The sequence below is a fragment of the Thalassospira sp. MIT121401 genome, from assembly GCF_047125595.1.
Classification (GTDB): Bacteria; Pseudomonadota; Alphaproteobacteria; order Rhodospirillales; family Thalassospiraceae; genus Thalassospira; species Thalassospira povalilytica.
Genome location: NZ_CP138926.1, coordinates 1836276 through 1857128 on the forward strand (window position 1 = coordinate 1836276; position 20853 = coordinate 1857128).

General features: G+C 56.2%; 16 protein-coding genes. 6 read left to right on the forward strand and 10 right to left on the reverse strand.

Annotation, left to right across the window (positions count from 1 at the left end):
* Positions 1–8: 8 nt before the first annotated feature.
* From SIB88_RS08280 to SIB88_RS08295, 4 genes are all read right to left on the reverse strand, one after another.
* Complete coding sequence (locus SIB88_RS08280) at positions 9–1013, reverse strand: LacI family DNA-binding transcriptional regulator (RefSeq protein WP_197460803.1); 1005 nt, start codon at positions 1011–1013, stop codon at positions 9–11.
* 272 nt (positions 1014–1285) lie between these two features.
* A complete protein-coding gene (locus SIB88_RS08285; protein WP_068518446.1) occupies positions 1286–2776 on the reverse strand; it encodes a tripartite tricarboxylate transporter permease in 1491 nt (496 codons plus the stop codon).
* Between the two features lie 58 nt (positions 2777–2834).
* The gene (locus SIB88_RS08290; RefSeq protein WP_068518445.1) at positions 2835–3260 is read right to left on the reverse strand and encodes a tripartite tricarboxylate transporter TctB family protein; all 426 of its coding nucleotides are present in this window, start codon (positions 3258–3260) and stop codon (positions 2835–2837) included.
* A gap of 161 nt (positions 3261–3421) precedes the next feature.
* Positions 3422–4468, reverse strand: a complete 1047-nt coding sequence (locus tag SIB88_RS08295) for an ABC transporter substrate-binding protein (RefSeq protein ID WP_101247823.1) — start codon at positions 4466–4468, stop codon at positions 3422–3424.
* A 350-nt stretch (positions 4469–4818) separates the two neighbouring features.
* On the opposite strand from SIB88_RS08295, the gene araD reads away from it, so the two are divergent.
* The 4 genes from araD (at position 4819) to SIB88_RS08315 (ending at position 9901) form a co-directional block, all read left to right on the forward strand.
* The gene (gene araD, locus SIB88_RS08300; protein ID WP_068518444.1) at positions 4819–6564 is read left to right on the forward strand and encodes an L-arabinonate dehydratase; all 1746 of its coding nucleotides are present in this window, start codon (positions 4819–4821) and stop codon (positions 6562–6564) included.
* 92 nt (positions 6565–6656) lie between these two features.
* A complete protein-coding gene (locus tag SIB88_RS08305) occupies positions 6657–7568 on the forward strand; it encodes a dihydrodipicolinate synthase family protein (RefSeq protein ID WP_068518443.1) in 912 nt (303 codons plus the stop codon).
* Between the two features lie 28 nt (positions 7569–7596).
* Positions 7597–9111, forward strand: coding sequence for an aldehyde dehydrogenase (NADP(+)) (locus SIB88_RS08310; RefSeq protein WP_412557838.1), 1515 nt, complete (start codon positions 7597–7599; stop codon positions 9109–9111).
* Between the two features lie 64 nt (positions 9112–9175).
* Entirely contained in the window at positions 9176–9901 is a 726-nt protein-coding gene (locus SIB88_RS08315; RefSeq protein WP_068517025.1) for a ribonuclease activity regulator RraA, read from the forward strand.
* 99 nt (positions 9902–10000) lie between these two features.
* Here SIB88_RS08315 and SIB88_RS08320 read toward each other — a convergent pair whose 3' ends face one another.
* The 5 genes from SIB88_RS08320 to xylF all read right to left on the reverse strand — a co-directional run bounded on the left by SIB88_RS08320 (position 10001) and on the right by xylF (position 15903).
* Positions 10001–11254 (reverse strand): ROK family protein, encoded by a 1254-nt coding sequence (locus tag SIB88_RS08320; protein ID WP_412557839.1) that lies wholly within the window; start codon positions 11252–11254, stop codon positions 10001–10003.
* A 159-nt stretch (positions 11255–11413) separates the two neighbouring features.
* On the reverse strand, positions 11414–12595 hold the full coding sequence (locus tag SIB88_RS08325) for a fumarylacetoacetate hydrolase family protein (RefSeq protein ID WP_412557840.1): 1182 nt from the start codon (positions 12593–12595) through the stop codon (positions 11414–11416).
* Complete coding sequence (locus SIB88_RS08330) at positions 12592–13494, reverse strand: ATP-binding cassette domain-containing protein (protein WP_412557841.1); 903 nt, start codon at positions 13492–13494, stop codon at positions 12592–12594. The genes SIB88_RS08325 and SIB88_RS08330 overlap by 4 nt, the downstream gene beginning before the upstream one ends.
* A gap of 11 nt (positions 13495–13505) precedes the next feature.
* Positions 13506–14771: a sugar ABC transporter permease gene (locus tag SIB88_RS08335; RefSeq protein WP_170310290.1), complete on the reverse strand. Its 1266-nt coding sequence runs from the start codon at positions 14769–14771 to the stop codon at positions 13506–13508.
* A 100-nt stretch (positions 14772–14871) separates the two neighbouring features.
* Complete coding sequence (xylF, locus tag SIB88_RS08340) at positions 14872–15903, reverse strand: D-xylose ABC transporter substrate-binding protein (RefSeq protein WP_068517029.1); 1032 nt, start codon at positions 15901–15903, stop codon at positions 14872–14874.
* Positions 15904–16146: 243 nt separating this feature from the next.
* On the opposite strand from xylF, the gene SIB88_RS08345 reads away from it, so the two are divergent.
* Together SIB88_RS08345 and SIB88_RS08350 are read left to right on the forward strand one after the other, a co-directional pair.
* On the forward strand, positions 16147–16908 hold the full coding sequence (locus SIB88_RS08345) for an SDR family NAD(P)-dependent oxidoreductase (protein WP_068517030.1): 762 nt from the start codon (positions 16147–16149) through the stop codon (positions 16906–16908).
* Positions 16909–16997: 89 nt separating this feature from the next.
* A complete protein-coding gene (locus SIB88_RS08350; RefSeq protein ID WP_412557842.1) occupies positions 16998–19160 on the forward strand; it encodes a dihydroxy-acid dehydratase in 2163 nt (720 codons plus the stop codon).
* 199 nt (positions 19161–19359) lie between these two features.
* On the opposite strand, the gene SIB88_RS08355 is transcribed toward SIB88_RS08350, so the two are convergent.
* Positions 19360–20847 (reverse strand): efflux transporter outer membrane subunit, encoded by a 1488-nt coding sequence (locus SIB88_RS08355; RefSeq protein ID WP_412557843.1) that lies wholly within the window; start codon positions 20845–20847, stop codon positions 19360–19362.
* Positions 20848–20853 lie beyond the last annotated feature (6 nt).

Genomic DNA, 20853 nt, shown 5'->3' on the forward strand with positions numbered 1-20853 from the left:
GATTGCGATCAGGTTGATGCGCGTTCGATGATTTCAAATCCGACATCAATTGATTTGGTCGGCAGCGGTTCGTTTTCGATCCGTGCCACCAGCGCCTCGGCGGCGCGTCGGCCAAGATTGGCGCGATTGACTTCGACCGTGGTCAGGGCCGGCAGGGTAAAGGGCGAAAAGTCCTGATTGCCAAAACCGAGAACCGCCATGTCTTGTGGTACGCGCAGGCCGCGTGCCTGCGCCTCGATCAGGATGCCATGGGCCAAAAGATCCGAACTGCACATGATGATGCCGTTGCGAAAACCTTTTTCCAGACCGGTGCTCAGGCCATTGCGACCGCGTTCGATGGTCGCACCTGCTTCATAAAGCACTTCAATCGGCGCGTTGCCGGTCATTTGTTTGAACTGACTGGCAAAGGAATCCTTGCGGCGCAGGGCGCGTTCATCACCGGCGGATACGATCAATGCCTGCTGATAACCTTTGCCCGCCGCATAGCGCGCCATTTCTTCGCCGGCCTTGATGTGTGAAAAGCCGATACAGACATCAAGCGGGTTTTCCGTCGTATCCCACACTTCGATCACCGGAATACCAGCCCCCAGCAACATGCGTTTGCAGCCGGCCGAATGGTGGATGCCGGTCAACAGGATGCCGTCGGGGCGACGGCTGAGCATCGTGGAGACAACCGCCTGTTCCTCGTCCTGGGAAAAGCCGGTTTCGGCCATCAGAACGTGATAGCCCGATCCGCGAATGACATTGATGAAATTCTGCATCAGATCGGCATAGATGACGTTGGTGATCGATGGCACAAGGGCCGCAATCAGTTTGCTGCGCCGTGATGCCAGCGCACCGGCGACCATATTGGGCACATATCCGGTCAGCTCGATCGCATCCTGGATGCGTTGCAGTGTCTTGGCGGAAACCTTTTTCGGGTCATTAAGTGCGCGCGATACCGTGACCTGCGAAACACCTGCTATCCGTCCGACGGTTTCCATCGTGACGGTGCCGCTTTTGATTTCGGCCATGGTGGTCTGGTCAGTATTTTTCGGCGCGAGTGACAAAGGGTTACGGTCTCTTGATCTGATGCCCGAACCGGGAATGGTCGGGCTTTGGTTTTGGTCCGACGTCAGCCAATCTGTTCTGCTTCGGACATTACATCAGCACAAAAAGGTGGGCAAGAAGCGCGGTCTGGCTGAGAACCACTTTACAGCACAGGGAGGGAGCTGTTGCTTCTTGCCCGATGGTGTCGTTGGGCGGCCGGGCTGCCGTGACAGCGGCTGCGGGCACGTATTCTGGTTTAGTCGGTCATGCGCTTTTTCTTGCGGGCGACAGAAATCGAAAACGCAATCGACAGGGCAATCAGGATCCACAGCAACACCGCGATCCAGCTTTTGGTAAAGAAGATCGAAAATGTGCCAAAGGATTCCAGACTTTTGACGAAATAGATTTCCGCCGACGGTCCCAGAATAAACCCGATGATAAAGGGCGCAATTTCAAGCCGGATCTTGTGTGCGAGATAGCCAAACAGGCCAAAGATCAAAAGCGTCCAGACATCAAACATCACCCCGTAATTGATGGTATAGGCGCCGACCACACACATCATCAGAATGATCGGGAACAGGATGTTTTTCGGAACTGTCACAACCTTGGCCAGATGGCGAATGGCAAAGACCATCACCAGGAACATGATGATATTGGCAGCCAGCATGGCAATGATCATCGCATCCCACGTCACCGGATTGTTGCCGATAAACAGCGGGCCGACCTGAATGCCCTGAAGGGTAAAGGCACCGATCAGAATGGCGGTGGTGGAATCCCCGGGAATGCCAAGCGAAAGCAACGGCACCAGTGCGCCGCCCGTCAAACCGTTATTGGCACTTTCCGATGCAATCACCCCGGCAGGTGCACCTTTACCGAATTTTTCCGGTGTCTTGGAAAAGTTCTTTTCCTGGCTATAGGCAAGAATGGATGCCGCACTGCCGCCAACGCCGGGCAGAATGCCGACAAAGGTCCCGATCGATGACGACCGGATCAGGTTGACGATCTGGCCTTTGAAGACGGAAATCTTGAACGGCTTGCCGCCGATCTTTACCCCCGAAAGACCTTTTCCTTCTTTCATGCCTTCTTCGGCTTCGATCAGGATGGTGGCAAGGCCGAACAAGCCGATCAGAACCGGCAAAAGCGAAAAGCCGCTTTCAAGGTAATATTCAAGGAATTCCGGCACCAGACGCAATTCACCATTGCCGCCGCGCGAAATGTCATAAGCCCCGATCAGGCTGATGAAAATGCCCAGAAATCCACTGAAAATGCCGACCAGCAAGCTGTTGGAAAGGGCGGCCATCACGGTCAGTGCAAAGAAGATGATCAGGAATTTCTCGATATAGGAAAACTTGATCGCAAAATCGGCCAGTGCCGGGGCAAACAGATAAAGCGCGGCAAGACTGATCAGACCGCCAACCAGTGACGATGTGATCCCGATCTTGAGTGCGCGTTCGCCTTCGCCATTCTGGGTCATCGGGTACCCGTCAAGGGTGGTGGTGATCGATGACGGCGTTCCCGGGATGTTCAGAAGAATGGCCGGGACCAGACCGCCGGAAATACCCCCGACATAAAGACCCAGCAAAAGTGCCAGACCGTTTTCAAGACCCAGCGAATAGGTCAGTGGCAAACAGACAGCAACCGCCATGGTCGCTGTCATGCCGGGAATTGCACCGAAGATGATGCCGATCACGGTGCCTGCGGCAACCAGCGCAAAGAACATCGGTGTCAGAATGGATAGGAGTTCCATGGTAAATCTCTTGGATCATACCGCGCCAAACAGGGACCAGAACCGGGTTCCGGTTGCCTTATGGCAGCGAAATATTGAAAAGTTCGGACAGGATGTACCAGACCAGGCTTGGCGCAATCAGCGCATTGGCGCCTGCGATCATCAATGTTCGACGGCTGCGCTCGTGAAGGTAAAGCGTGCTAAGCGCGAACAGATACGGGATCGAGCAAAGGTAAAATCCAAGTCCGGTATTGGGGAAAATGTCCCCGACTGCCGGCATGGCCATGAAATAGATCACGGTCAGGGCAATCGTACCAAAGAAGCGCTTGTGGTCGATGCCGGCAGGCCACCAGTTGCCATTGCTAACCGTGGCAAGAATGGTGCTGCCGCGTGTGATCAGAATTGAAACGAAAAGAATTCCCAGGATCACGGCGATAATCGTCGGGAAAATCATATGCGACGTGTTGAAATCAATCGTCACATGAAAGGGGGAGTCAAACGACATGGGACGCCTCCGGATGTGCCTGTTTTTCCCCATGGTACTGATTTCCAACCAGAATGGAAATCATGTCGGGGTGTTATGGCGGAACGTGCGGGTGGAAGAATATCCATCCACCTGATCAGGCAAAAGTGGCCCGGCATTGATATGCCGGGCCAACCGGGAAGTTAGTTGGTTGCAATCGCGTCGATGACCTGGCGGTACTGGTCGCGTTTCGCCTTAAGGTAAGCTGCGGCTTCTGCCTGCGGCTTGTAGTTCGGAATGAAGAAGGATGCCTTCTGCGTTTTCTGGATCTCGCCTTCGGCATAGATTTCCTTCAGCGCATTGTCGATCGTGGCAATCTGTTCTGCATCCATGTCCTTGTTGAACAGGAAGAAGAATTCCTTGTCGAAGGTAAAGTCTTTCGACCCGTCAAACGTAACGCTGACATTCGGAGTGGTGAATGCCAGAAGTTCGTCACGGGTGGTGTCGCCCATGCCTTCCGGATTTGCCTGTTCAATGGTTTCTTCACGTGCGGTCAGCCAGATAAAGCGCATGGCTTTCTGGTCGTCATTGGCAAGCTGGGTGAACTGTTCGTTGGCCTGAACCGATCCGTTGATCACATCTGCCTGACCATCAAACATCAGCTGGTTTTTATCTGCCTGCGAACCGGTATTGACCGGAACGATGTTTGCTTCCGATCCCGGATGCATGACCTTGGCCGCATTTTTCATTGCCGAGAAACCGATCTCGGAAACGCCACCGGCCTGAATGGCAACGCGAACGCGCTGACCGGCAGCGGCTGCTGCAAACACGTCTTCCATCGACTGCATCGGCGAATTCTTGGCAACCAGATACGCATTGCCTGGATTGATCGCGACCGTCGGTCCGACAACATAGTTTTCAAAGATATCGTCATAACCGCGAACGCCATACAGGTTCGCAAGATAGGACTGATCATGGAAAATCATGATCGTGGTGCCACGCGAATCGCGCTGCAATGCCTTGAATGCCTCGCCCGCGCCAACTGCATCAACCTTCACATTGATGTCGAGTTTCTTGGCAAGCGCTTCTGCAACAATGGCACTGTTCTGATAGGTGTCACCACCGGTCGATTTCGACCCGATGACAAGGCGAACGTTGCTTGGCAGGTCAGCAGCAGACGCCAGAACAGGCGTTGCAACCATGGCGGCAAAGCCGGCAGCGGCGGCGATGGATTTAAAAAGTCCGGTCATAAGATTCCTCCCGAATGACGCATTCCTGAATGGTGGGGATGTCCCCGTGATGCCTTCTGGTGTGGTTCCCATAAGGCGTTGGTGTTGCTTGTTCTTGTTGTTAGTCAGCTTGTAAACTTTCAAGCTTTATGTATGCGCATACATATTTTGATACATCTTGTTGCAAAGCCTGTCAATTGCTGAATCTCTCGGCGGTTTTGCGTAGGATAAATCTACCTTTTTGACATGTAAGTTTGCTTGACATCTTGTTAGTGTATGCGCATACATAAAGCATCAATCAAAAGTGCAGGTCGTCCTGGTCAAGCCGCTGGCGTTAAGATCAGGGATGATCGCGAGACGGGAGGAACGCCATGTCCGACAAAATCAAAAAATCCGCAGAAGATCTTAGAAGTGCGCGCTGGTTTGCGCCCGATGATCTTCGTTCGTTCGGGCATCGCTCACGCCTGATGCAGATGGGGCTTGATCCCGAAGACTGGACCGGTCGCCCGGTGATCGGCATCCTCAATACCTGGTCTGAAATCAACCCGTGCCATCTGCATTTCCGTGAACGTGCCGCCGACGTCAAAAAGGGCGTTCATCAGGCCGGTGGTTTCCCGGTTGAACTGCCGACCATTTCGGTCGACGAATCCTTTACCAAGCCAACCTCGATGCTCTATCGCAACCTGCTTGCGATGGAGACCGAGGAAATGATTCGCTCCCACCCGCTTGATGGCGTGGTGCTGATGGGCGGCTGCGACAAAACCACGCCGGGTCTGGTGATGGGCGCGCTTTCGGCCGGTGTTCCGATGATCTATCTTCCGGCCGGTCCGATGTTGCGTGGCAACTATGCCGGTAAAATTCTGGGGTCGGGCTCTGATGCCTGGAAATACTGGGATGAACGCCGTGCCGGTAACATCAGCGACGAAGAATGGGTTGGTGTCGAAGGCGGGATTGCCCGTTCCTATGGTCACTGCATGACCATGGGCACGGCATCGACCATGACCGCAATTGCCGAGGCCATGGGCCTTTGCCTTCCGGGGGCATCGTCGATCCCCGCACCGGATGCCGGTCATATCCGTATGTCGACCCAGTGTGGCCGTCGCATCGTTGATATGGTGTGGGAAGATCTGACCCCGAACAAGGTCGTCACCCCGGCATCTGTGCGCAACTCGGCCGTCGTTGCGATGGCAACCGGCTGTTCGACCAATGCTGTTGTGCATTTGCTGGCCATGGCGCGTCGCGCCGGAATTAAAATCACCCTTGATGATCTTGATGAACTTGGTCGAACCACGCCGCTGATCGCCAATATCCGCCCGTCGGGCAAGGGCGACTACCTGATGGAAGATTTCTTCTATGCCGGTGGTCTGCGCGCCCTGATGGCGCAGCTTGGTGACAAGCTCGATACATCGGTCACCACGGTCACGGGCAAAACCCTTGCCCAGACCCTCGAAGGTGCAACGGTTTATAATGATGATGTCATCCGCCCGCTTTCAAATCCGGTCTATCATGAAGGATCGCTTGCGGTTCTGCGCGGCAATCTCTGCCCGGACGGTGCGGTGATCAAACCGGCAGCCTGTGATGAACGGTTCCGCAATCATCAGGGCCCGGCACTTGTCTTTGACAGCTATCCGGAAATGAAAAAGGCGGTGGATGACGAAAATCTCGATATCACGCCCGATCATGTGATGGTGCTGCGCAATGCCGGTCCGCTCGGTGGTCCGGGCTTCCCGGAATGGGGCATGCTTCCGATCCCCAAAGCCCTGATCAAACAGGGGCACCGTGACATGTTGCGTATTTCGGATGCCCGTATGTCGGGAACCTCGTATGGCGCTTGTGTGCTTCATGTCGCACCGGAATCCTATATCGGTGGTCCGCTTGCCCTTCTGAAAACCGGCGATATCGTCAAGCTTGATCTTGATAACCGTCGCCTCGACATGCTGGTCGACGAGGAAGAGCTTGAACGTCGCCGTGCAGCTTGGCAGACGCCCGAGCCGCGCTATCAGCGTGGATATGGCTGGATGTTTGGCAAACATGTCACCCAGGCCAACGAAGGGTGCGACTTTGACTTCCTGTCGCCGGAATTTGGCGAAACAGCGGGCGAGCCGGATATTTTCTAGGCTTGCCGCAAACCATCATCAGAAACAGCAACGGGGCGTGATTTGCGCCCCGTCGCAATGACACGAACCAAATCAATCAGGGATATTGACCCATGGCACTTTCCAAAGCCGATCTGCGTGGCGTGCTGTCAGGTATTTCCGGCATTCTTGTCACCCCTTATGACGAGAATGGCGACATTGCACCGGCCAAGCTGAAACCGATTATCGACCGTGCGCTTGCGGCGGGTGTTCATTTTCCGGTGGTGAATGGCAATACCGGCGAATTTTACGCGCTGACCACGGCTGAGGCCATCACCATGGCCAAATCGGTCGCCGAAATGCTTGACGGTCGTGCGCCGATGCTGGCCGGTATCGGTCGTGGCGTACAGGATGCCTGCGCACTTGCCAAGGCATCTGCCGAAGCCGGGGCCGAAGCATTGATGATCCATCAGCCGCCAGATCCCTTTGTCGCCCCGCGTGGCGTTGTTGAATATATCAAACGCATTGCCGATGCATCGGGCGGACTTCCGATGATGCTGTATCTGCGCAATGATGCGATTGGCACCAAGGCGATTGCCGATCTTTGTGCCATCGAAGGTGTGGCTGGTGTAAAATGGGCAACCCCGAACCCGATGAAATTGTCCGAGGCGATCAATGCCTGTGACCCTGATATTGTCTGGGTCGGTGGTCTGGCTGAAACCTGGGCGCCGGCATTCTATGCGGTTGGCGCGCGTGGTTTTACATCGGGGCTGATCAATGTCTGGCCGGAACGGTCCATGGCAATCCATGCCGCCCTTGAGGCCGGTGACTATGCCAAGGCCCGTGATCTGATCCGCGATATGAGCGCCTTTGAAGAAGTCCGCGCCGAAGAAATGAACGGTACGAACGTGACCGGTGTCAAAGCGGCCCTTAAGCTTCTTGGCGATGATTGCGGTGCGACCCGCCCGCCGTCGGCCTGGCCGTTGACTGATAAGCAGCATGACAAGCTGGTTGGCTTCATGCGTCAAAACAATCTTGTGAAATAAGCGGCTCCGCCGCACAGAGGAGACATCCATGTCCTATACCCTGACAGGAAAACATCTGATCGCGGGCGACTGGGTCGCCGGAGCCGCAACCTTCCAGTCCGAACCGGCCCACGGCCCGGCCAATACCTTCCCGGTCGGCACCCCCGATCTGGTTGATCAGGCTGCCAAGGCCGCCGAAGAAGCCTTCTGGACTTTCGGGTATTCCACCCGCGAAGACCGCGCCAAGTTCCTCAATACCATTGCCGATGAAATCGATGCGCGTGGTGATGAAATCACCGAAATCGGTACCCAGGAAACCGGCCTGCCCGAAGCCCGTCTTCAGGGCGAACGCGGCCGTACGGTTGGTCAGCTTCGCCTGTTTGCCAGCCACATTCTTGATGGTGCCTATCTGGATCGTCGCTATGACGAAGCATTGCCTGATCGTGCACCGCTGCCGCGTCCCGACCTGCGTTTGATGCAACGTCCGATTGGTCCGGTTGCCGTGTTTGGCGCATCGAATTTCCCGCTGGCATTTTCGGTTGCCGGTGGTGATACCGCATCGGCACTGGCTGCTGGTTGCCCGGTCGTGGTCAAGGGCCATTCCGCCCATCCGGGTACCGGTGAAATCGTTGCCCAGGCCATTGATGCCGCGATCAAGAAATGCGGTGTCCATCCGGGCGTCTTCAGCCTGATCCAGGGTGGCAAACGTGATGTCGGTCAGTCGCTGGTTCAGCATCCGCTGATCAAGGCGGTCGGCTTTACCGGATCGCTTGGCGGTGGTCGTGCGCTGTTTGATCTGTGCGCATCGCGCCCGGAACCGATCCCGTTCTTTGGCGAACTGGGTTCGGTCAACCCGATGTTCCTGCTGCCCAAGGCTGTTGCCGCACGTGGCGCAGAGCTCGGCAAAGGCTGGGCAGGGTCGCTGACCATGGGGGCGGGGCAGTTCTGCACCAATCCGGGGATCGCGGTTGTAATTGATGGTCCGGAAGCCGATGCCTTTGTGAACGCTGCCAAGGAAGCCCTTTCGGGTGTGGCGGCCCAGACCATGCTGACCGATGGCATGGCGGAAACCTATCGCGCCGGGGCAAAGCGCGTTGCCGCAACTGCGGGTGTGAAAGAAGTTCTGACCACGTCATGCGATCTGCGCAATGCGACGCCGTATCTGTTTGAAACCACCGGTGAAAACTGGCTTTCGAACCATGAACTGGGCGAAGAAGTCTTTGGTCCGCTTGGTCTGGTCGTGCGGGTCAAGGATGTTGCGGAAATGCGCACCATCGCCAAGGCGCTTGAAGGCCAGCTGACCTGCACGCTGCATCTTGATGCGGGCGATGCTGCCGATGCGCGCTCGCTTCTGCCGATCCTTGAACACAAGGCGGGCCGTGTTCTTGCCAACGGGTTCCCGACCGGTGTCGAAGTATCCGATACCATGGTTCATGGCGGACCATATCCGGCATCGACCAACTTTGGCGCGACTTCGGTCGGGACCATGGCGATCCGCCGCTTCCTGCGCCCGGTTTGCTATCAGAACATCCCGACCGACGTGCTGCCGGCTGATATCGCGTAACCAACTGCTTTTTCCAAGATACGGCCCGGCGCAAAGCCGCCGGGCAAACCCACGGAGACAAATAATGAGTGACTATGTCCTGAGCAGTGCGACACGCGACAAGCTCAAGAAAATCAGCACCGCTTCGCTGTGCACGGCACTTTTCAAACGCAACCTGCGCAACCAGTTCATCCAGAATGTTCATCAGGTTGCCCCCAAGGACGAAAACATGGTCGGGCAGGCCTATACGCTGCGCTATATCCCGGCCCGCGAAGATCGCAACCCGATCGAAGTATTCCGTGATCCCAAACATCCGCAGCGCGTGGCTGTCGAAGAATGCCCGCCCGGTCATGTTCTGGTGATGGATAGCCGCAAGGATGCCCGTGCGGCTTCTGCCGGCTCGATCCTTGTGACCCGCCTGATGAAGCGCGGTGTCGAAGGCATCGTAACCGATGGCGGTTTCCGTGATGCCGAAGGCATTGGCAAGCTTTCCATTCATTCCTATCACTCGCGCCCGTCCGCGCCGACCAACCTGACCCTGCACGAGGCCTATGACCTTAATGTGCCGATCGGATGTGGTGATGCGCCGGTCTTCCCGGGGGATGTTCTGGTCGGGGACAAGGATGGCGTTGTTGTCATTCCGGCCCATCTGGCAGATGAACTGGCCGAAGAATGCGCAGGCATGGAAAGCTTCGAGGATTTCGTTCTTGAAGAAGTCCTTTCGGGCAAGCCGATCATTGGTCTTTATCCGGCAACCAAGGATGAAACCAAGGCCAATTACGAAGAATGGCGCAAGAAGAACGGGCGTTGATTCCTACCCGTTGCGTCACAGACAATGTGTTGCAAACGACAAAAGCCGCTCCAATGGGGCGGCTTTTTCATTGGTGGCCGGTTTTGCCAGCGGGTGCTGCTAGCTGGCGGTGGTTGCCTGAAACATGTTTTCATCATGACGCAACAGGCTTTGGCCAATCGCCCCCTGAAGGGCAAGGTCCTTGTCCCAGGCCAGATGGGTGATTTCGGGGCCGCGGCGTAGTTCCGGAACCTGTGCCTGTTCAAGGCCGCGCATCAATTCCGGTTCCATCATGTCATAGGCGCGTGCGCCCGATCCGGTGATGAAAATCTGTTTGGGACCCAAAAGCGCGATCAGATTGGCAATGCCATATCCCAAAACCTTGCCCGCATGGCGGAACAGATCAGCCAGGTCCTGATCCCCGGCACGGGCGCGCGCCACCAGATCCATCATCTGTTCTTCGCTTGGATGCAGGCTGTTGGTATCGGGCAGGTCAATCAGGCCACGGGCATCGCGCAATATGGCGTAATCCCCGATATAGGCTTCAAGACAGCCGCGTCTGCCACAGTTGCAAAGCGGCCCGTCGGGTTGATATTTGGTGTGGCCGAACTCGGCTGCTGTACCGAAATCACCATTGTAGACCGACCCGTTCAGAACCAGCCCCATGCCGATGCCATAGCCCAGCATGATCACGGCAAAATCGCCGCCGCGATGCAGATTGGTGTTTTGGGAAATGGCGGTGGCAATGCAGTTGGCATCGTTTGACATCTGCACAATCCCGCCAAACCGTTCGCCCAATGCCTTGGCAAGTGCGATGTTGCGATGGCGCAGGGCCGGGGACCAGATGATTTCGCCGCTATTGCTGTCGCACACCCCCTGAACTGCAAGGCTGATGCCAACCGGTGGCCGGGCTGAAAAATCCTTATGCCGGGTGATGAATTCCTCGATCAGCCCGATCAGGGTCGTGACCAGACCATTTTCATCGAGATCGCGGGTATTGATGCTGTGTTCCGAACTGCGTTCAATTTCACCCTTGAAGTTGCCCAAGGCAATTTCGATCAGATTGATGGTGATCTTGACGCCAATCACACAGGCCGCATTGGGCACAAGATCAAGCAGCACCTTGGGGCGGCCGCGTGTCGATCCGCCATTTCCGCCGCCATTGCCGGTCGCGTTTCCGTTTGCCGTTCCCTGACTTTCCTGCACCAGCCCCTGTGCCATCAAATCGGCGGTAAGGGATGTTACCGTTGCCGGGCTTAACCCGGTTGCGGTGCCGATATCAATGCGCGCAGCAGGGCCGTGAATGCGCAAATAGCGCAGAATGGCAATCTGTGACGGCTGGCGTGGGGTTTCGGCTTCTTTACGGCGGCTCATGAAGCGGATCTGCATCCTTTGAATTGGCGGGGCGGGCTTGGTGCGCGCCGCAGGATCGGGACGGATCGATGCCGCGTGGCATCGATCCGTCCTGATCCTTGATATGGGCATTTTTTATCCCGGTTTGGCAAGGGGATAGAACGCCCGGGCGTCTGTTTGTTACAGAAGTCCGCGGGCGGCAAGGTTGGTCATCAGGGCGGTAATGCCAAATTGCCACGGATTGATGGCATCGGACCGGTCAACCTGATTGATCAGTTTGCCAAGGCTTGGCGTCGAGATGGTCACAAGATCCCCCATCTCGTGGGTGAAGCCCTTGCCAGCACCGCCGCGATCATCGGTGGGGGCAAACATGGTGCCCAAAAACAGCATGAAGCCATCCGGGTACTGGTGATGTTTGCCAATCGCCTGACCGACAAGGCTTTCGGGTGTGCGGCTGATCTGGCTCATCGAACTGACCGCATCAAGGTGATAGCCATCCGTGCCATCAACCGCCATGGCAAGATCGGCATCCTTTACGGTTTCAAGGGTAAAGTGGTCATCAAACAGGCGGATGAACGGCCCGATGGCGCAGGACCCGTTATTGTCCTTTGCCTTGCCCAGAAGCAACGCGGACCGACCTTCGACATCGCGCAGATTGACGTCATTGCCAAGTGTCGCGCCGACGATCCTGCCCTTGGAGGTCACGGTCAGGACCACTTCGGGTTCCGGGTTGTTCCAGTTTGAAATCGGATGCAGGCCAACATGGGCCCCATGGCCCACAGCCGACATCACCGGGGATTTGGTAAAGATTTCCGCATCCGGGCCGATCCCGACTTCAAGATATTGCGACCAGGCACCTTTCTCGATCAGGACCCGCTTTATCTCGGCGGCCTTGTCTGATCCCGGTTCGATCTGTGACAGGTCATCACCGATAATGCCGGTGATTTCGGTGCGGATCTGATCGGCCTTGCTGGCGTCCCCGCGTGCCTGTTCCTCGATCACCCGTTCAAGCAGGCTGGCAACAAAGGTCACGCCGCTTGCCTTGATCGCCTGAAGATCATTGGGGCTCAGAAGGTGGGCGGTTTTGCCATCGGCACCCGGCTTTGACTGTTCGATGATGTCGCCAAGCGATGCGGCGGTCGGGAAACTTGCCGGGTTCGACAGCCGTGCTAGAACATCATCGCGTTCAAGCAGCTGGCTGATGGTCGGCGCAAGGCTGCTGATATCACGCAGATTTTCACCATCGACCAGAACCGGGGTCGGGCCGGAAACCCGCGGGTCCCAGATGCGGCCGATCAGAATGGCACGATTGGCGTCATCGGGCAGGATATCGGTTTGGTTTGCCGGAAAACCTTGGGTCATCGGGGCGTCTCGCTTGTTTCGTTCGGGGTCAAAGGGGCGGGGTGTGGTTGTTCGGTGCCAGTTTTATCCGGTGTTGTGATGTCCGATGCTTTGGTTGCGGCCGGACGGTTGGTTGCACCCGGACCAGCCAGATGCAAAAGATGTTCGGGCATCTTGCCCAGAATGATCATGCCAAGAACATCATCATGTGTGACATCCTTGGTCCTGACGCTGCCGACCAGCTTGCCGTTTTTCATCACATGCAGTCGGTCGGAAAGATCAAACACATCATGAAGATCGTGACTGATCAACAATATACCGAGCCCGTCACGTTTCAACTGATCAATCAGTTCGCCGACCATTTTGGTTTCATGCACGCCAAGGGCGGCGCATGGTTCATCCATGATAAGCACGCGGGCTTCGAACAAAAGCGCACGCGCAATCGCAACCGATTGCCGCTGCCCGCCCGACAGGGCCGAAACGGGTGATGTGAATTTCTTGAAATTCGGGTTGAGGCGATGAAGGACCTCGCGCGCCTTGTGTTCCATCGCCGCATCATCAAGAAAACCAAGCTTGTCGATGATTTCGCGCCCCAAAAACAGGTTCTGGGCGGCATCAAGGTTATCGGCAAGGGCAAGGTTCTGATAGATCGTCTCGATATTGTTATCGCGCGCATCCCGCGCATTTTCGATTTTGGCTTCCTTGCCATCGACAATGATCTGGCCGCTATCGGCTTGATAGGCACCCGAAAGGATCTTGATCAGGGTCGATTTGCCAGCGCCATTGTGGCCCAGAACCCCGACCACTTCGCCGGGATAAAGATCAATCGAAACCCCGTCGACGGCCTTGACCCCGCCAAAGCTGATATGAATGTCGCGCATTTCGACAAGCGGATCGGTATTTGTGGTCATGTCGGTCATATCCGGTCTCCTTACGCGGTCGGGTCGCTGTAACGACGGTGGAAATACTTGTCGCTAAAGACAGCCAGAACAAGAACCAGCCCGATGACAATGCTTTGAAGCGATGTATCGACCCCCAAAAGCGCCATGCCGCTTTGAAGGCTTTGCATCACAAGCGCACCGATCAGCGCGCCATAGATCGTGCCAACCCCGCCCGCAAGCGACGTTCCGCCAATCACCACCGCGGCAATGACGCGCAATTCATCAAGGGTGCCAAGATCATTGCCCGCCGATTGCAGGCGTGCTGATGAAATCGCCGCACTGATCGCGCACAAGACCCCCATCAGGGCAAAGACCGCAACCGTCATGCGTTTGACATTGATGCCTGCAAGCTCGGCGGCCTGCGGATTGCCACCAATCGCAAAGACATAGCGCCCGAACCGGGTCCGCTTGACCACAATGGTCAGGATGATCGCCACAAGGGCGACAATCAGAAGCGGGATCGGAATACCGTGCGAGATTTCAAGATTTTCCGGGGTGACCGGAATGCCCTTGTTCTCAAGCAGACGTTCGGCGGCGCGCGTCGGCAGGTGATAGGCATTCAGGGTCGCAATCGCGGCCAGAACCAGCCCGCCCTTGATGATGGTATTGGTGTATTCCGCCCAGACCGGCTTGACCGGGAATTCGAATGAAAGACGACGGCGGCGTTCCATGATCGCGGCATAGATGATCGCAAGAATGGCGATCAGGGCGACGATCCAGCTCCATGTCGCGCCAATCGTGCCTTCGATCCCGCCGCCCAGCAAAATGAAATTGTGATCAAGGGGGGCAACCGTGCGGCCCTGTGTCACCCACCAGGCCGAACCGCGCCACACCAGAAGACCGCCAAGGGTCACGATAAAGGCCGGAACACCGAGATACCCGACGGCAAGCCCCTGAAGCCCGCCAATAGCCGCGCCAAGGACAATGCCGACCAGAAGGGTCAGGATCCAGGTCAGCGGATGATTGTAATCAAGAAACTGTGGCAGGACATCGGTCTGAACCACCCCCATGATCATGGCCAGAACGCCCAGTATGGCGCCGACCGAAAGATCGATATGACGGGTAACGATAATAAGAACCATGCCGCAGGCCATCACGGCAACCGATGCGGTCTGGACCGACAGGTTAAAGATATTGCGCGGGGTGATAAATCGCCCGCCCGATGCGATATCAAAGCCGACCCAGATGATCAGCAAAACAACGGCAAGGCCAACCAACCGGCGGTCGACTTCCATTTTCGTAAGCAGTCGTGACATGAAAACGCTCGTAAGGCAGCGGGGCCGGCATGCTGTGTTCTGCGCACGCGAACAGCAGCCGACCCCGGGTTAAGCAAGGCAGGAGGAAATAAAGACTGCCCTAGTTACAGGCAGATACCTTGCCGCTCGGAACGCCTTTGCATACGACGTCTTTGGAAACCCAACCGGCATCAATCACCAGATCAAGCTTGTTCTGGGTGATGGCAACCGGATCAAGGAAGAAGGATTTCATGGTCACGCCATTCGGGCTTTGCCAGTCTTCGGTGCCCGAAACGTCGGCAAGCTTGGTGCCCTTGGCCAGATCGACCGCGATTTCAGCCGCCCGTTTGCCAAGAAGACGCGCATCTTTCCAGACCGAAACCGTCTGGGTGCCAAGTGCAACACGGTTCAGGGCCGCATGATCGCCATCCTGACCTGAAACCGGGATACCCTGCATGCCCTGTGCGGAAAGGGCGGCAACCACACCGCCAGCCGTACCGTCGTTGGAGGCAACAACAGCATCAACCTTGTTATCCGCAGCCGTCAGGAACTGCTCCATATTGCGCTGGGCGATCGCCGGCTGCCAGCTGTCGGTATAGGCTTCGCCGACAACCTTGATGTCACCGGAATCGATGGCGGCCTGAAGAATTTCAAGCTGGCCTTCATGCAGGATATTGGCATTCGGATCGGTCGGAGCGCCCTTGATAAAGACGTAATTGCCTTTGGGCTGGGCACCAAACACGGCCTCGGCCTGAAGGCGGCCGACTTCCTTGTTGTTGAATGTAATGTAATAGGCGTTCGGATCTTCGATCAGGCGGTCATAGCCGACCACCGGGATGCCTTCATTGGTTGCCATTTCCACCGCCGGACCGATCGAGGCGGAGTCTTGTGCCAGAACGATCAGCGCATCCGCGCCGCGCGCAATCAGGCTTTCAATATCGGAAAGCTGCTTGGACGGATTGCTTTGGGCGTCTGCACTGATGTATTCCGCGCCGGCTGCTTCAAGGGCGGCCTTGATCGCGGCTTCATCGGTTTTCCAGCGTTCTTCCTGGAAATTCGACCAGCTGACGCCAACCGTAAGGTCGGCCGCAAAGGCATTGGCAGACAGCAATACGCTACCGGCCAGCATGGCCGTGGAGAGGAGTTTTTTCATTGGTTTCTTCCCTGAATGAATGTGTCTTGTTGCGACATTTATTTTTGTTGTCGAAAAAATGTTGACGTGAAGAAGCCGTCCTGTCAAATTTTTTTTAGTGATTAAATTAAAAACAGCTCTTTAGGCGATCAATTCGTCCCGTAAATCCGCATTTTTGGTTGATTCATGGGGTGATTTTCAATGATGCACTGCATCATTTAATTCGGTTGTCTAAAATAAAACAAAGATATGACAGGGAACGTTATGACAGCGAGTTATCACGACATTGACGGGAAATCCGTGCTTGTGACCGGCGGTGCGTCGGGGATCGGGGCATCAATTGTGCGTGCCTTCTGTGCCCAGGGGGCGCATGTCGGTTTCTTTGATATTGATGATGGTGCCGCACAAAAGCTGATTGACGAGATCCGCGATGAAACCGGTCGGGCACCGGTCTACAAATCCTTTGATCTTCGCCAGCAATCGCTGATTGCCGGTGCGGTGCGCGAAATGTCGGCGGCAATCGGGCCGATGGATGTTCTGGTCAATAATGCCGCCCGTGATGACCGGCATCGCCCCGAAGAAATCGGACCGGAACAATGGCGCGATGGTCTGGATGTAAACCTTGCGCATCATTTCTTTTGCGCCCAGGCCGTGGCCCCGGACATGAAGAAAAAAGGTGCTGGCAGCATCATTAATTTCAGTTCCGTAAGTTATATGATGGGGCTTCCCGATCTGGTGGCTTATGAAACGGCCAAGGCCGGGGTGATTGGCCTGACGCGTGCGCTGGCGCGTGACTGGGGGGCCGATGGCATTCGCGTGAATGCGTTAACGCCGGGCTGCATCATGACCCAGCGACAGCTTGATCTGTGGATTTCCCCCGCTGACGAGGAACGCATTCAGCAACAGCAATGCGTCAAACGCCGGCTGGTCGGTGATGATGTCGCGCAGATGGTGCTGTTTCTGGCATCCGATGTGTCTTCGGCCTGCTCGTCACAGAACTTCATTGTTGATGGCGGCATCGTCTGATCCGTCGCATACCGGCCTAAATTCGATCATCGGGTTTGCCGGTTCGTAAATGCCTTGTCCCGCAGTCGCCCCAATCGAGAACACACATCATGTCGCCCACCAATCTTCCCGCATCCCCGATCATCATTGATGAAAAAGCAAACCCGTACCGCGATTGCATTCAGGGGCTGGCCAATCAGCCGATCACGGTCGTCAAACTGTTACGCGACGCGGTGAATGAAAACCCGGTCGTCGCCCGGGATCGTGATTTCAGTGTCCCGGAAATCAGGGATGTGGTCGGGCGTCTGGTCGAAAACCGGCCACGCATTGCGATCATTGGCGGCGCGCCCGATCATCCGGCCCATCTGCTTGATCGGCCACAGGCCCTGATGGCGGCAATCCGCATCTGGGAAATGGGCGGGGTGCCGTTCCTGTTTCATGTGCCCGTAATCTGTGATGGCACCGCGCAAAACAATATCGGGCAAAGCTATTCCCTGGCGTCGCGCAATCATACGGCTGCTGCGGTCAATATCACGTTCGAAGGGCACAGCTATCACGCGGCCTATGTCATTGCCGGCTGTGACAAATCACCGGCTGCCGTGGTTGCCGGTCTGGCGGCTGCCGATCATGCCCGTGCCTATCGCGGCGATCAGGCCCCGGTATGGGCGGTTTTTGCCCCGTCCCATGTTCTCAAGGGCGGTGAAATCCCCGAAGGCACGCGGCGCTTGCTTGAGCAGATTGCACTGGATGCCGATCGTGCGGGCCATGATGATCTGGGATCGGATATTCGTGAAAACATGCGCTATATCCTGCAATGCACCTCGGACGAGGCCTTTGCCGGGTTGCTGGAACGTGCCCGGTTGCTGGGCCTGATTGATGGCGCACTTGAACGCCGCGTGCTTGATCAGCTCGCCACTGCGACCTGTGATTCAAAGGGTGGCATCTGTGCCTTTAACGGCACGGGAAATTCATCGCGCACCATGTTGGCGGCCTTTGGCCTGACACCGCCGGAACTGGAACTTCTGACCGATGTTCCGCCTTTTAGTGCGGTGGCGGCCGGGGTGGATGCATTGTTTGATGTTTTCAACAAACCGCAATATGCGATCGGCAATCTGCTAAAAGCCAATTTCGCCAATTTCGTGCGCATTCATAATGCGACCGGATCAAGCAGCAACATGCTTTTGCATCTGCCTTTCATGATGCGCTATGCCGGGTTTGATGTGTCGATTGATGATTATCAGGATGTGCGCACCAAAACCCCGGTGCCTGAAATCTTTGCCCACAGCCTGACCGAAAATCGCGATACCTTTGTGCTGGCCCAACAAATGGCCGAAGGCAAAAATCGCGGCATGGAAAGCATTTATCGCATTCTGGCCGATCTTGGGGTGGCGATGGATCTTGATGCGCCGACGGTCCTTGGCAAAACCTGGGCCGAACGTATTGCCGGTCTTGAAAATCCGGTTGATCTGTCGCTTGGTGATGCATCGGTCATTCGCGCCACTCCGGTGCGCAAACGATCGGGTGTCGATGTTCTTACCGGCAGTTTTTTTGAAAATTGCGCGGTCAAAACATCGGGTATGAGCGACCATTTGCTGTCGCATTTTGACGATCATGTTTTCATCGTTCGCTATTACGAAAACGAACATGTCTGTAACGGGGATTTCGCATCCCCCGATCTGGTGACGCGCCTGATTGAAACCGATGGCGTGGACGAAGAACTGATTGCCGCAGTGGTTCGGCGCAATGGCGTGAACAGTGTTGATATGAACGCGCCCAAGGACATGCTGGCACAGGGGCATTTGTCCTTTGCCTTTGTCATTGGCGGGCAGGGGCCCGAAGCCTATGGCATGCCGGAAATGTTTTCACCGTCCCAGAACCTGCGTCATCACCGCATTCTTGAAGCATCCTCGATGCTGATTACCGACGGGCGCTATTCGGGGGTGACAAAGGGCGCGTGCATTGGTCACATGGTGCCCGAAGCATTCACGGGCGGCGGGATCGGTTATCTGCGTGACGGGGATGTGCTGCGTCTGAACCTGACGACGCTGAAACTTGACTGGCTTGATCCGGTGGCGTTTCTGGACGGGGTGGAATTACCCGCCGATCCACGGGGGATCAAAGAACGGGTCGAACTCTTCGAAGGGCGGCTTGGGCGGATGGAAGCCCGGCAATGTGATATCGCTGCGAGCAATGTCCTCGATGCGATTGGAAATGCGGCGTGCGGCATCGTCCCACGGGCAGTTGACCGCCGTGCAATCAAGTCCTGGCGATAGGCGTTGCGCGCTGTCGCGTTCAAATATGATTTCACCGCGCGTCACGCTGTTGGATTCCCGAACCGTCAAAACAAGTGCCGCAAAGCACAGCCCGCCACCGACAAGCATCATAAGCCGTCCAAGCATTGGTGCTTTTTCACGATGAAATCGGGGCATGTCCTGACCTTTCAAATATTGCCAATATCCGCGCGCACTGTGATCAGGTCGGGCTGACCTGATCGGTTGCCGCATCGGACTGCGATGCGTCTGGTGTCGCATCCCCGCCCAGCGCCTGATAAAGCGTGATCAGGTTGGTGATGCGATCAAGCTGGTTTTCAAGGACGGTTTCCTCGGTGGTGCGCCGGTCTTCCTGCGCATCAAGCCAATCCTGCATCGCGACCGCACCCGACCGGAACCGGGTTTCATAGATCGCCTCTGCGTTAAGTGACGCCGCAAGTGCTGCTTCAAGTCTTTCAGCCCGGCGATCATAATTGGTTCGCGCAGACAGGGCATTTTCGACATCCGCCATTGCTTGGTACGTGGTCTGGCGGAACTCGGCGATGGCCTGTTCATATTCGGCTTCGGATACCTTGATATTCAACTGCCCTTCATTCCAGTTCAGGAATGGTAACGCCAGGCTGGCGCCAAGTGTTCCAACCGGATTGGACAAAAGATTGCGCAACTGATCACTGCTTGATCCAAGCGTCCCGGTCAGGCTGATGGTTGGCAGCAGACTGGTCTTTACGGAATTGAGTTCCTCGACACTTTCGCGCAGGCGCAATTCGGCGGCCCGGACATCGGGGCGTCGTTCCAGAAGACCCGATGGCAACCCTTCGGGAATGGCGGGCAACATACCGGCGGGCAGTGTCTTGCGCGTGATTTCAATATCTGATGGCGGCTGGTTGAACAGAATGGACAACGCATTCTTGGTTTCGGTCAGGCTCTGCTCAATCTGGGTATAGGCCGCGCGCTGGTTTTCAAGGTTGCTGCGGGCTTCATTGACTTCCAGCGATGATGTCGAACCCGATGCATATTGCACATCCACCAGATCAAGGGTTTGCTGTGCGTAATCAATGCTGGCCTGCGCGATATCAAGACGCTGCTGATAGTAGACTGCCTGCCAGTAAAGGGTCGCCGTCGTCCCGATCAGCGAAAGCGCAGTGCTTTCGCGATCTTCAAGGGTGGCAAGGGCTTCCCACTTGGCGGCATCGTAATCGTGGCCAAGCTTCCCCCACAGATCAAGTTCGTAACTGATCCCGGCATCAACACCATAGCTGCGCGTAATGTCGCCATTGCTGCGACCATCTTCGCTGTCAAACTGGCGCGATGTCGAAATATCGCTGCCCGCAGAAAGATCGGGATAAAGCGCATCTTCGGCAAGTCCCGCAGTCAGCTGTGCCTGGCGGACCTTGATGGTGGCTGCGGCCAGATCGTTGTTGGTTTCAAGCGCGCGCGCAATCAACCGGTTAAGCTGCGGGTCGTCAAAATTCTTCCACCATCCGGTCTGTGCAAAAATTTCTGCCCGGGTTGCGATGTCATCCGTGCCGGTGTTGTTTCCGGTGTCGTTTCTGGTGGCGGCAACGGTTGATTGGCCCCACGATGCCGGCATGGTCATGTCGGGTCGGTCATAGCTGACTTCCGACAGGCTCGAACATCCGGCAAGCATCAGCATCGACAGGATCGTTCCGGTTTTCAGAATGTTTTTCATGATCTT